This is a genomic window from Streptomyces sp. NPDC059567 (genome assembly GCF_042735655.1).
GTDB lineage: Bacteria > Actinomycetota > Actinomycetes > Streptomycetales > Streptomycetaceae > Streptomyces.
This window is the reverse complement of record NZ_JBHWBS010000033.1, coordinates 58827-71293: the sequence shown is the minus strand read 5'-3', so window position 1 is coordinate 71293 and position 12467 is coordinate 58827. Positions and strand designations below refer to the sequence as shown.

General features: G+C 68.7%; 12 protein-coding genes and 1 riboswitch. Of the genes, 5 read left to right on the top strand and 7 right to left on the bottom strand.

The genetic code is table 11. The features are described 5' to 3' along the window. Window positions 1–306 precede the first annotated feature (306 nt). The 7 genes from ACFVZW_RS17380 to gcvT form a co-directional block, all read right to left on the bottom strand. Window positions 307–714, bottom strand: coding sequence for a hypothetical protein (locus tag ACFVZW_RS17380; RefSeq protein WP_384522066.1), 408 nt, complete (start codon window positions 712–714; stop codon window positions 307–309). Between the two features lie 233 nt (window positions 715–947). Continuing rightward, window positions 948–1340 (bottom strand): type II toxin-antitoxin system VapC family toxin, encoded by a 393-nt coding sequence (locus ACFVZW_RS17375; protein WP_384522058.1) that lies wholly within the window; start codon window positions 1338–1340, stop codon window positions 948–950. Further along, on the bottom strand, window positions 1337–1609 hold the full coding sequence (locus tag ACFVZW_RS17370) for a hypothetical protein (protein ID WP_384522056.1): 273 nt from the start codon (window positions 1607–1609) through the stop codon (window positions 1337–1339). The genes ACFVZW_RS17375 and ACFVZW_RS17370 overlap by 4 nt, the downstream gene beginning before the upstream one ends. Before the next feature lie 251 nt (window positions 1610–1860). Beyond that, on the bottom strand, window positions 1861–3231 hold the full coding sequence (locus ACFVZW_RS17365) for an L-serine ammonia-lyase (protein WP_384522054.1): 1371 nt from the start codon (window positions 3229–3231) through the stop codon (window positions 1861–1863). A 150-nt stretch (window positions 3232–3381) separates the two neighbouring features. Continuing rightward, a complete protein-coding gene (gene glyA, locus ACFVZW_RS17360; protein WP_383553607.1) occupies window positions 3382–4641 on the bottom strand; it encodes a serine hydroxymethyltransferase in 1260 nt (419 codons plus the stop codon). 20 nt (window positions 4642–4661) lie between these two features. Beyond that, window positions 4662–5042 carry a glycine cleavage system protein GcvH gene (gcvH, locus tag ACFVZW_RS17355; RefSeq protein ID WP_260227860.1) on the bottom strand — a complete coding sequence of 127 codons (381 nt, stop codon included), beginning with the start codon at window positions 5040–5042 and terminating at the stop codon, window positions 4662–4664. A gap of 77 nt (window positions 5043–5119) precedes the next feature. Continuing rightward, entirely contained in the window at window positions 5120–6247 is a 1128-nt protein-coding gene (gcvT, locus tag ACFVZW_RS17350) for a glycine cleavage system aminomethyltransferase GcvT (RefSeq protein WP_384522051.1), read from the bottom strand. A gap of 149 nt (window positions 6248–6396) precedes the next feature. Next, window positions 6397–6499, bottom strand: a riboswitch (glycine riboswitch). Window positions 6500–6639: 140 nt separating this feature from the next. Between gcvT and ACFVZW_RS17345 the strand changes: the two genes are divergently transcribed. From ACFVZW_RS17345 to ACFVZW_RS17325, 5 genes are all read left to right on the top strand, one after another. Then, window positions 6640–7311 (top strand): AAA family ATPase, encoded by a 672-nt coding sequence (locus ACFVZW_RS17345; RefSeq protein WP_384522049.1) that lies wholly within the window; start codon window positions 6640–6642, stop codon window positions 7309–7311. Between the two features lie 212 nt (window positions 7312–7523). After that, a complete protein-coding gene (locus tag ACFVZW_RS17340; RefSeq protein ID WP_384522047.1) occupies window positions 7524–8264 on the top strand; it encodes an enhanced serine sensitivity protein SseB in 741 nt (246 codons plus the stop codon). 40 nt (window positions 8265–8304) lie between these two features. Next, on the top strand, window positions 8305–9048 hold the full coding sequence (locus ACFVZW_RS17335; RefSeq protein WP_384522045.1) for an enhanced serine sensitivity protein SseB C-terminal domain-containing protein: 744 nt from the start codon (window positions 8305–8307) through the stop codon (window positions 9046–9048). Between the two features lie 451 nt (window positions 9049–9499). Next, window positions 9500–10489: an ABC transporter permease gene (locus ACFVZW_RS17330; RefSeq protein WP_384522043.1), complete on the top strand. Its 990-nt coding sequence runs from the start codon at window positions 9500–9502 to the stop codon at window positions 10487–10489. A gap of 49 nt (window positions 10490–10538) precedes the next feature. Continuing rightward, window positions 10539–12299 (top strand): ABC transporter substrate-binding protein, encoded by a 1761-nt coding sequence (locus ACFVZW_RS17325; protein WP_384522041.1) that lies wholly within the window; start codon window positions 10539–10541, stop codon window positions 12297–12299. Window positions 12300–12467: the final 168 nt, after the last annotated feature.

Here is a 12467-nt window from a genome sequence, read left to right as displayed (position 1 = left end):
GCCACGGACGGCAGCCGCCTGAAAGCCACACCCAGCACCCCTGGGCGACCCAACCCTACGAATGGCTCGATCAACCCGTCCAAGAACGTAAGGCCGCCTGATGCACAGCGTCGAGCATCTCCTTGGCATCAGCGGGATCAAGCACTGTCGCACAGTGCCCGGCAGGGAGGCCGCCGAAGCGTGGGGATCTGAACAGCTCGGCAAGCCTGCTGAGGTTGTTGCGCACCGCTGGCAAGTCCGGGAAGCGCTGGTACTCCGACGCCCCGATCAGCACCACACGGGTACCGTCGGGATCAGGCAGACTCATCACCTGTTTCCGGAGCCCGACGACGCCGATGACTCTCCCGTGTCAGTCGCCCCTGAAGCTCCACCGGGAGGCGCGGACGCCAACAGATCCACGACTCGGCGAAGGGTTTCCTCCGACGTATCGTGCACGGTCACGGTCGTACCGTCGCGGTCGAAGGTCACGGTCCCCTGCGGCGAAGGGCGGGCTGCTCGCCAGGCGACCACGATGTTCACCAGCAAGCTTGCGGCGGCAAGGCCATTGCTGACGAACATGTTGATGATCTCGCCCGCGTTCATGCGATCAGAAGCTTCAGCGGCTTGTGTCAGGTCGGCCTTCGCGTGACGCCGGAGCTCGCGATCCTGCCTGAGCCAGTAATAGAGATCGTGCGCCGCCGCGTCGTCACCCTCTGCGTCGACCTTGATCTGCATCTCCACGACGTCTCCCCCTACGATCCCTGGTGCCCAGCGCTCACGGCATGGAGTAGTAGCCGGTCCAACGCTCCTGCCGCAGCTATCGACCCAGGCAGAAGAATACGTCCCTAACAGGCCTGCTTCTGCGTCGTGTTAGCCGGAGTGATGAGGAGTTGCGTACCGGCTGCGCACTGGCCTTCCGCGCCGCGCTCTGATCCGCGCAAGGGGTGGGTCGAGGCGCGGCCGCACGGTCAGACCTTGATGATGCGGACGCTGGGGCCGCAGAGCATCAGGAGGTCTTCGGGGTCCGATGTCAGGACGGTCACTGGGGCCGGCGAGGTGAGCGCGGTGGCGGCCACGATGGCGTCGAGGGCGTACTTGTGGCCGTGCAGTCCGGCCGCGGCCAGGAGCTTGCTCGCATGGCGGGCGATGGCTTCGTTGGGCGGGATGATGTTCACGCGGGAGACGGCGTAGTCGAAGCGGGCTTGGTTGACCTTGGGGTCGCGTGCTTCGACGAGGGTGACGGAGCTGGTGACGACGCGGATGTCTTCGGCTTCGGCTGCCGTCAGCCACTCGGTGATCTCAGGTGTGCGTCGTACCAGTTTGGACAGGCCTTCGCAGTCCAGGACGAGCGTGCCGCTCACGCGGCGTCCGCCGAGCTGGCCGTCTCGCCGCGGAGGATCGCACGTTTGGCGTCGACGGCCGACTGGTCGACCGGGCCATGCTCGGCTTCCGCGTCCTCGATGAGTTCGCGCAGTCGGTCCCGCTCCAGTTGGCGCTGGATGAGGGACTCGACGTAGGCAGACATGCCTCGCTTGCCCGTACGTGCCTTGAGGGCAGCGATGGTGCCTTCGTGGAGCGAGACCGATACGGGCCGGACGGGTCCTTCGCCGGGCGCCGGGGAGGTAGCCATGGGCCCCACTTTAACAAGACTCTTGTTATTGGATGGGGTGATTGTTCGATCCGCTGTGCCCGAGGGACATCCATCGCTGCGCGGGTGCCGTGAACTTCCAGGTCACACGCCCATCAGCGGGGGATCCGCCAGGGACTTTTCAGGGACTTTCATGTCTGTCCCAGGGAGATTCCAGGGACTTTCCGCCGTGCAAGCAGGAAAGGCCCTGACAGCGCTGAAAGATGGAAACGCGCTGGTCAGGGCCTACGACGTCAGCACTCGATGATGTTCACCGCGAGGCCGCCGCGCGCGGTCTCCTTGTACTTGACCGACATGTCCGCGCCGGTCTCCTTCATGGTCTTGATGACCTTGTCGAGGGAGACCAGGTGGCTGCCGTCGCCGCGCATCGCCATCTTCGCCGCCGTGACCGCCTTCACGGCCGCCATGCCGTTGCGCTCGATGCACGGGATCTGGACCAGGCCGCCGACCGGGTCGCAGGTGAGGCCGAGGTTGTGCTCCATGCCGATCTCGGCCGCGTTCTCGACCTGCTCGGGGGTGCCGCCCAGGACCTCCGCGAGGGCGCCGGCCGCCATCGAGCAGGCCGAGCCGACCTCGCCCTGGCAGCCGACCTCGGCGCCGGAGATCGAGGCGTTCTCCTTGAAGAGCATGCCGACCGCGCCCGCCGCCAGCATGAAGCGGACCACGCCGTCCTCGTCCGCGCCCGGCACGAAGTTCATGTAGTAGTGCAGGACCGCCGGGATGATGCCCGCCGCGCCGTTCGTCGGGGCGGTGACGACGCGGCCGCCCGCCGCGTTCTCCTCGTTCACGGCCATCGCGTAGAGCGTGATCCACTCCATCGCGAGCGCGGCCGGGTCGCCCTCGGAGCGCAGCTTGCGGGCCGTGTTCGCGGCGCGGCGGCGGACCTTCAGACCGCCCGGCAGGATGCCCTCGCGCGACATGCCGCGCGAGACACAGGCCTGCATGACCCGCCAGATCTCCAGGAGGCCCGCGCGGATCTCGTCCTCGCTGCGCCAGGCCTTCTCGTTCTCCATCATCATCGCGGAGATCGACAGGCCGGTCTCCTTCGCCAGGCGCAGCAGCTCGTCGCCCGTACGGAAGGGGTACTTCAGGACGGTGTCGTCCGGGACGATCGGGTTCTCGCCCTGGACCGCGTCCTCGTCCACGACGAAGCCGCCGCCGACCGAGTAGTACGTCTTCTCCAGGACCAGAGCGCCCTCCGCGTCGTACGCGAAGATCGTCATGCCGTTGGCGTGGTACGGCAGCGCCTTGCGGCGGTGCAGGATCAGGTCCTCGTCGAAGTCGAAGGGGATCTCGTGCGCCCCCAGCAGGTTGATCCTGCCGCTGGACTTGATGCGCTCGACCTCGTCGTCCGCCGTCTCGACGTCGACGGTGCGCGGGGAGCTGCCCTCCAGGCCCAGCAGGACGGCCTTCGGCGTGCCGTGGCCGTGCCCCGTCGCGCCCAGCGAGCCGTACAGCTCCGCGCGTATCGAGGCGGTGTGCGCGAGGAGCCCCTCGTTCTTCAGCCGGCGGGCGAACATCCGGGCCGCGCGCATGGGGCCCACCGTGTGGGAGCTCGACGGGCCGATACCGATCGAGAACAGGTCGAAGACCGAGATGGCCACGGGGAACTCCTTGTGGGGGGCTAGACGCCGTTGTCTGCCGGGGTGGTGCAGAACAGCAGGAAAAGGGGGTGGGGCACCGCGCTCACTGTCCAGTGTGCGCGGTGCCCCGGAGCATTCGTACGAATGAAGCTGGAACTAAAGCGTACGAAATTACTTCAGGCCGGGGTACAGCGGGTGCTTCTCCGCAAGCGCGGACACCCGGGCCTTCAGCGCCTCGGCGTCGAAGCCGGGCTTCAGGGTCTCCGCGATGACGTCGGCCACCTCACGGAAGTCCTCGTCGCCGAAACCACGGGTCGCGAGCGCCGGCGTACCGATGCGCAGACCCGAGGTGACCATCGGCGGACGCGGGTCGTTCGGGATCGCGTTCCGGTTGACCGTGATGCCGACCTCGTGGAGACGGTCCTCGGCCTGCTGGCCGTCCAGCTCCGAGTTGCGCAGGTCGACCAGGACCAGGTGCACGTCCGTGCCGCCGGACAGGACCGAGACACCGTGCGCGGTGACGTCGTCCTGGACCAGACGCTCGGCGAGGATCCGGGCGCCGTCCAGCGTGCGCTGCTGACGCTCCTTGAACTCCTCCGAGGCCGCGACCTTGAAGGAGACGGCCTTGGCCGCGATCACGTGCTCCAGCGGGCCGCCCTGGAAACCGGGGAAGACCGAGGAGTTCAGCTTCTTCGCGAACTCCTTCTTCGCGAGGATGATGCCGCCGCGCGGGCCGCCGAGCGTCTTGTGCGTGGTGGAGGTCACCACGTCCGCGTACTCGACGGGGTTCGGGTGCAGACCGGCCGCGACCAGGCCCGCGAAGTGGGCCATGTCGACCCACAGGTACGCCTCGACCTCGTCGGCGATCCGACGGAACTCGGCGAAGTCCAGCTGGCGCGGGTAGGCGGACCAGCCCGCGATGATCACCTTGGGGCGGTGCTCCTTGGCCAGGCGCTCCACCTCGGCCATGTCGACCAGGCCGGCGTCGTCCACGTGGTACGCGACCACGTTGAACTGCTTGCCCGAGAAGTTCAGGCGCATGCCGTGGGTCAGGTGACCGCCGTGGGCCAGGTCCAGGCCGAGGATCGTGTCGCCGGGCTGGGCGATCGCGAAGAGCGCGGCCTGGTTCGCGGAGGCACCGGAGTGCGGCTGGACGTTGGCGTACTCGGCGCCGAACAGGTCCTTGATCCGGTCGATCGCGATCTGCTCGGCGACGTCGACGTGCTCGCAGCCACCGTAGTAGCGGCGGCCCGGGTAGCCCTCGGCGTACTTGTTGGTGAGAACGGAGCCCTGTGCCTCCATGACCGCGACCGGAGCGAAGTTCTCCGAGGCGATCATCTCGAGGGTGGACTGCTGGCGGTGGAGCTCGGCGTCGACGGCGGCGGCGACGTCCGGGTCCAGCTCGTGAAGAGGGGTGTTCAGCACAGACATGAATAGATCCCTAAGGGGTCTCAGTTCCCGGCGGAGAACTCGGCGTACGCATCGGCGGTGAGCAGGTCGTCCGGCTCACCCGTGACGCGCACCTTGAACAGCCAGCCACCCTCGAACGGAGCGGTGTTCACCAGCGACGGGTCGTCCACCACGTCCTGGTTGGCCGCCACGACCTCACCGGTGACCGGGGAGTACAGGTCGCTGACGGACTTGGTCGACTCCAGCTCACCGCAGGTCTCGCCCGCGGTCACCGTGTCACCGACCTCCGGGAGCTGGGCGTAGACGACGTCACCGAGCGCGTTGGCCGCGAACTCCGTGATGCCGACCGTCGCGACGCCGTCCTCGGCGGCCGACAGCCACTCGTGCTCCTTGGTGTAGCGCAGCTGCTGGGGGTTGCTCATGACCTGATTCTCCTGGATCGAGGGAGTGCTGATGAACGTGGGTCTTGCGGGGTGAGACACGGAGCGAGACGGATGCGTCACTTCTGGCGCTTGTAGAACGGCAGCGCCACGACCTCGTACGGCTCGTGGGTGCCGCGGATGTCCACACCTACACCCTGCGTGCCGGGCTCGGCGTGCGCCGCGTCCACGTACGCCATGGCGATCGGCTTTCCGAGGGTGGGGGACGGGGCACCGGAGGTGACCTCGCCGACGACCTCGCCGTTCACGACGACGGAGAAGCCCGCCCGCGGGACGCGGCGGCCCTCGGCGATCAGGCCGACGAGCTTGCGCGGCGGGTTGGAGGCGGCGCGCTCGGCGGCGGCCTCCAGCGCCTTGCGGCCGACGAAGTCGCCGTCGTTGGTCGTCTTCTCGAACTTCACGACCCGGCCGAGGCCCGCGTCGAAGGGGGTGAGGGAGGTGGTCAGCTCGTGCCCGTACAGCGGCATCCCCGCCTCCAGGCGGAGCGTGTCGCGGCAGGACAGGCCGCAGGGGATCAGGCCGACCGGCGCGCCCGCCTCGGTCAGCGCCTTCCAGACGCCCTCGGCGTGCTCGGGCTTCAGGAACAGCTCGAAGCCGTCCTCGCCGGTGTAGCCGGTACGGGCGATCAGCGCGGGGACCCCGGCGACCGTGCCCGGGAGGCCGGCGTAGTACTTCAGACCGTCCAGGTCGGCGTCGGTGATCGACTTCAGGATGCCGGGGGACTCCGGGCCCTGGACGGCGATCAGGGCGTACGCGTCACGGTCGTCCCGCACCTCGGCGTCGAAGCCGCCCGCGCGCTCGGTCAGCGCGTCGAGGACGATCTGCGCGTTGGAGGCATTGGCGACGACCATGTACTCCGTCTCGCCGAGGCGGTACACGATCAGGTCGTCGAGGATGCCGCCGTCCTCCTGGCAGATCATCGTGTAGCGCGCGCGGCCCAGGCCCACCGTGGAGATGTTGCCGACCAGGGCGAAGTCGAGGAGCTCGACGGCCTGCGGGCCGGTGACGGTGATCTCGCCCATGTGGGAGAGGTCGAAGAGGCCCGCCTTGGCGCGGACGGCGTTGTGCTCGTCGCGCTCGCTGCCGTAACGCAGCGGCATGTCCCAGCCGGCGAAGTCGGTCATGGTCGCGCCCAGGGAGCGATGCAGCGCATCGAGGGCGGTCAGACGGGGGGCGGCAGTGCTCATGGGTGTGGCTCCCGGGTCCCAAGGCAGAAAAATCATGACGGACGAGGACGATCCTCCCCATCTGTCATGGAACCTGAGAGGTTCACCGAGGGCATCCTCGGCTTGCACCTTGGGTGGGGCGCGACTGTGCGCCCGCTTTTCAGATCTGCCTCATCCACGCGGTACGGGGCCTGAGAGATTCAAGGGAGGGTCTTGCTCCTTCGGCGCCCGGGGCCCACCGTGGTGGTTCCGGGACTCTCCCGCGCGGATTCGAGCGGCCGGTATGAGGTTGTGTGCGCTTGGCGCGCACATCATTGCACGAGGGGTCTGATCGGCAAATCGCTTGTGCCTCATTACCGCTTCTTTACACTTTGTGGGCAAGGGTTCCCGGGAACCCGACTGGGGGAGAAGCGATGACGTTCCAGCACACCGGCGCCTACGCCACAGGGACGGGGATACCGTCCCCGCGCGCCCGGGCCAGGACCCGCAGGCGCGGCTCCGCCGTGCCTCTGCTGCGCGATCTGCGCGAGCGCGGCGGCCGCGGCCCCCGCGTGCTCTCCTTCGCCGCCGGTGACCTCGTCGTGGTCTCCGGGCTGCCCGGCAGCGGCAAGTCGACGCTCATGCGACGCGCGGCCGAGGGCCTGGGCATCGATTCGCAGGACGCCCGCGAGCGCTGGGAAGCACGACTGCCCCGCTTCCTGCCGTACGCCGTCTACCGCCCGCTGGCCCGTATCGCCCACTACGCCGGGCTGCGCCGGGCGCTGCGCTCGGGGCGGAGCGTGGTCGTCCACGACTGCGGCACCCAGTCCTGGGTGCGGAACTGGCTCGCGCGCGAGGCCCGCCGGCGGGGCGGTGCCCTGCACCTGGTCCTGCTCGACGTCACCCCGGCCGCCGCGCGGGAGGGGCAGCGCGAGCGCGGCCGAGGCGTGTCCGGGTACGCCTTCGCCCGGCACCGCCGGGCCGTCGGCCGCCTGCTGAGCTCCGTGGAGTCCGGCCGTCTGCCCCGGGGCTGCTCCTCGGCGACCCTCCTCGACAGGGACGCGGCGGGCGCCCTGCGCAGGATCACCTTCCGCAACAAGGACTGACGGCGTCCGCACCGACGGAGCGCCGCCGACGGCACCGGCCGAGCGCCCGGCGGCCGCGTCGCTTCGAGCCGTTCCGGGATATCCGGACCGGGGTGCTCCGTGCGCTTTTGGCCACGGCGGCGCCAGGGCGGCGTTAGGGTTCTGCCCCGAGGGCGCCACGACCAGGGCGTGCGAGACGCGACCAGGGCGCGCGAGAAGGGGAACCGAGAAGCGTGGACGTCACATGGCCGGGCAATGAGCTCGAAGAGGTGCTGGCCGCCTCGCTCGGCAACCCCGCGGCCGGCGGCCGCCTCGTCGAGGTGCTCGGACGGAGCCCCGTCTGGGTGCCCCTCCCCAACGGCGGCACCCCCGAGAGCCGGGACCTCGATCTGCCCACGATGGAGATCGACGGACTGCCGTACGTCCCCGTCTTCAGCTCCGAGCAGCAGTTCCTGGCCTGTGTCGGTGCTCACATGTCGTTCACCGTCGCCCCCGCACGCGACTTCGCCCGCGGTCTGCCCCCGCAGCTCGGCATCGCCGTGAACCCCGGCGGCACCGTCGGCGCCCCGCTGCCCCCGCCCGCCGTCGCCGAGCTCTGCCGGGTCGGCCGCACTCCGCTGGACGGCCCCGCGAGCGGCGGCCGCGTCCGGCTCTTCGAGCCCGACTGGCAGGACGACCCCGTCGACTTCCTCGCCGCCGCCTCCGCCGAGTTCGAGGCCACCGGCGTCGTCGTCAGCGCGCGCCGCGCCCTGGCGAGCGTCGAGGGCACCGAGCCGGTGCTCTTCGTCGGCGTCCAGCTCGCCACCTGGGACGGCGTCGACCGCAACGCCCCGCTCGACGCGCTCGGCCGCGCGCTGGGCCGGGTCGAGGTGGCCTGGCCGGTCAATCTCATCCTGCTGGACGTTGCGCAGGACCCGGTCGGCGACTGGATGCTGGAGCGGGTGCGCCCCTTCTATCAGCGGGCGTCCGCGTAATTAAGCTGGTTCGGTGGACGGAAGAGGGGCGGGACCCAGGGTGAGCGCGTCGAGCACCGCTGCGGCCGGACAGGTCGAGCACATGCTGCGCCAGGTGGCACCCGGACGCTACGACGCGTACGAGAAGCTGTTGCACGCCCTCGCCGAAGGCGATGTCTGGATGCTGCTCTGGCAGGGCGCACCCGGCTCGCCGGACGCCCAGTACGGGAACATGGAGGTCGACGGCTTCGGGTACGCCCCGTGCGTCACCTCCGCGCAGGAGCTCGCCGCATCCGGCTGGAACCGCGCCCATGAGGTGGTCACGGGACGCGACATCGCGCGCTCCCTCTACCCCGACCGCTGGGGCATCTGGCTCAACCCGCACGACCCGGGCGGCGGCGTCGGCATCCCCTGGGCCGATCTCCGACGGATCGCCACCGGTCTCGACCGGATGCCGGCCGGACCGCTGCGGCTCTCCGAACCCACCCTGGAGATCCCGCAGTTCTACGCCCTGCTGACCCAGAACGCCCACCGGACCCCGGCCGTACGGGCGTTGCGCCGCGCCTGGGTGCAACCCGCGCTCGGCTCCCCGTACCTCGCCATCGGTCTCGACCTCTACGACACCTCCGCCGCCTCGGTCGAGGCGGTGCGGGCCATGATGCGCCAGTCGATCGCGGCGGTCCCCGACGGGCTGCCGGTCTCGACGGTCGCCATGTCCGACGAGTACGACCCGGTGACGATGTGGCTGCGCGCCAACGCGCGCCCGTTCTACGACCGCGACGCCCACGTCCCCGTCTATCGCTGAGCCCTAGAGCGCGTCCGTATCGCGAGACGCCTGTCCGAAAGGCCGCACCGAGATTCTCGGTGCGGCCTTCGTCGTCCTCGGCGAATCCACCCAAAAAGCAGCAAGGAACGCCCTGTTGGCCGGGATGTCCGTTCCGCGCCGAACGGGCGGTGTTGTTTCGCTCAGCAGATCGCCCGGTCCGGATAACGGAAGGCTCCGGGCCACATCACGGTTGCGCATCACATCCCGAGCAGGTCTGGCGGGTGATCGTGAGCCCGATGAAGACTCCCCCCAACCGAGAGCCGGACGGCCCGCGACCACCAACTCTTCACGCGCACTTCAGACGCTCTTCGCAGCAATCCGCACGTAACAAACGCACCCGTACGCACCATCAGCGACACCGATGTGAGACAAGCCGCTACAGCGGCGGGCATGGGCCGGCCACCGTCGGCCGAGAGGGGTCCCCACCACGATGACGGCACCACTGCACGACACAGCCGCGGACGAGATCGCAGCTGTCGCCGCCAAAGTCCCTGCCAAGGCCATCGAGGGTCGTTCTCCCGGCCGTATCGCCTGGACACGCCTCAAGCGCGACAAGGTCGCACTGACGGGCGCGTTCATCGTGCTCTTCCTCATCCTCGTCGCGATCTTCGCGCCGCAGATCGTCAGCATCTTCGGCCACCCGCCGAACGAGTTCCACGAAGAGATGCTCGACCCCGACCTGGGCACGCCCATGGGGGCCTTCGGCGGCATGAGTTCGGACTTCCTGCTGGGCGTGGAGCCGACCAACGGCCGCGACGTCTTCAGCCGCATCGTCTACGGCGCGCGCATCTCGCTCCTCGTGGCCTTCCTGGCCGCCTTCGTCTCCGTCGTCATCGGCAGCGTGCTCGGCGCGGTCGCCGGCTTCTTCGGCGGCTGGGTCGACGCGATCATCAGCCGTCTGATGGACCTGCTGCTCGCCTTCCCGCAGCTGCTCTTCACCATCGCGCTGGTCTCCGTGGTCCCCAACTCGCTCTGGGGGCTGACCGGCACCGGTGTCCGCATGGGCGTACTGATCGTCGTCATCGGCTTCTTCGGCTGGCCGTACATCGGACGCATCGTCCGCGGCCAGACGATGTCGCTGCGCGAGCGGGAGTACGTCGAGGCCGCCCGGTCGCTCGGAGCGGGCCGCGGCTACATCCTCCGCAAGGAGCTCCTGCCCAACCTGGTCGCCCCGATCCTCGTCTACACGACGCTGATCATCCCGACCAACATCCTCACCGAGGCGGCCCTCAGCTTCCTGGGCGCCGGCGTCAAGCCGCCGACCGCGTCCTGGGGAAAGATGCTCTCCGACGCCGTCCCGATCTACCAGGCGGACCCGATGTTCATGATCGTCCCGGGTCTCGCGATCTTCGTCACCGTCCTTGCGTTCAACCTCTTCGGGGACGGGCTGCGTGACGCACTCGACCCCAAGGGCAGCTGAACCGATTCACCTGATTCACCTGAATCCATTCCTGGGAGGTTGGAACACAGTGATCCGCAGAAAGAAGGCAGTAGCGCTCACCGCGCTGGTCGCCGCTCTCTCCCTCACCGCGGCATGCGGTGGCGGCAGCGACGACGGCGGCAAGGGCAAGGGTTCCGCCGGCGCCGGGTTCGACGCGGCGACCAAGGGTGTCGTCAACGTCTCCGACAAGAAGGGCGGCGAGCTCAAGCTCTGGTCGCCCCAGGACGTCGACTACCTGGACCCGGCGCGCGCCTACTACGGCTTCGTCTGGAACTTGCAGCGTCTGTACGTCCGCCAGCTCCTGGCGTACGACAGCAAGCCGGGTGAGGCGGGCACCAAGCTGGTCCCGGACCTCGCCGAGGCGCTGCCGGTCCTGAGCAACGGCGGCAAGACCTACACGCTGAAGCTCAAGGACGGCGTGAAGTTCGAGGACGGCACGCCGATCACCTCGAAGGACATCAAGTACGGCATCGAGCGCGTCTTCGCGCAGGACGTGCTGTCCGGTGGTCCGACCTACCTGATCGACGTCCTCGACCAGGGCCAGAAGTACCCGGGCCCGTACAAGGACACCGACCCGAACAAGCTGGGTCTGAAGTCGGTCCAGACGCCGGACGACAAGACGATCGTCTTCAACCTGGCCAAGCCGAGCTCGGACTTCAGCTACCTGCTGGCCATGCCGTCCTCCTCGCCGGTTCCCAAGGCGCAGGACACGGGCGCGAAGTACACCAACAAGCCCGTCTCCACGGGCCCGTACAAGGTGACCAGCTTCGCCGCCGGCAAGGGCGCGACCTTCGAGCGCAACCCGAACTGGGACCCGAAGACCGACACGATCCGCAAGGGTCTGCCGGACAAGGTCTCCTTCACGGTGACCACCAACCCGGACGACATGGACCAGCGTCTGCTGTCCGGTGACATCGACCTCGCGGTCGACGGCACGGGTGTCCAGAACGCCGCCAAGATCAAGATCCTGCAGGACCCGAAGCTGAAGGCCAACGCGGACAACCCGTTCACGGGCTACATCCGCTACATGGTCTTCCCGCAGACGGTGGCGCCGTTCGACAACGTCGAGTGCCGCAAGGCCGTCATCTACGCGGCCGACCCGAAGTCCCTGCAGACGGCCCGTGGCGGCCCGACCTCCGGTGACCTCGGCGCCAACATGCTGCCGCCCGGCATCCCCGGCGCCGACAAGGCGTTCGACCCGTACGGCCTGACCGCCGGCAAGCCGCAGGTCGACAAGGCCAAGGCCGCCCTCGCCGCGTGTGGCAAGCCGAACGGCTTCAAGACCACGATCGCGGTCCGCAACAACCGCGCCCCCGAGGTCAAGACCGCCGAGTCGCTGCAGGCCGCGCTGAAGGCCGTGGGCATCGACGCCTCGATCGACCAGTACGACGGCAAGCTCTCCTCCTCCACGATCGGTTCGCCCGAGAACGTGAAGAAGAAGGGCTACGGCATCATCGTCATGGGCTGGGGTGCCGACTACAACTCCGGTGCCGGCTTCCTGCAGCCGCTGGTGGACGGCTCGTTCATCCTCCAGAACGGCAACAACAACTACTCGATGCTGAACGACCCCGAGGTGAACGGCCTGTTCGACAAGGCCGCCGACGCCCCGACGCCGGCCGAGGCCGCGCCGTTCTACACCGAGATCAACAAGAAGGTCATGGAGAAGGCGCTCTACCTGCCGATCAACTTCGACAAGGCCCTCGTGTACCACAACCCCCGTCTGACGAACGTCTACTTCAACGAGTCGATGGGCAAGATCGACCTCGCGACCGTGGGCGTCACCAAGTAACAGCAGGACATGTGCCTTCACCCCACATGCGCTAGTTCGAAGGGCAGGTGAAGGTCGCAGGCGGCGGCTGTCGTCCCCACAAGGGGCGTCAAGCCCCCCCCCGACCGGCCGACAGCCGTGGACGTCTACCTGCTGCGGCGGCTTTTGAATTTACTCGCAAACGTGCTG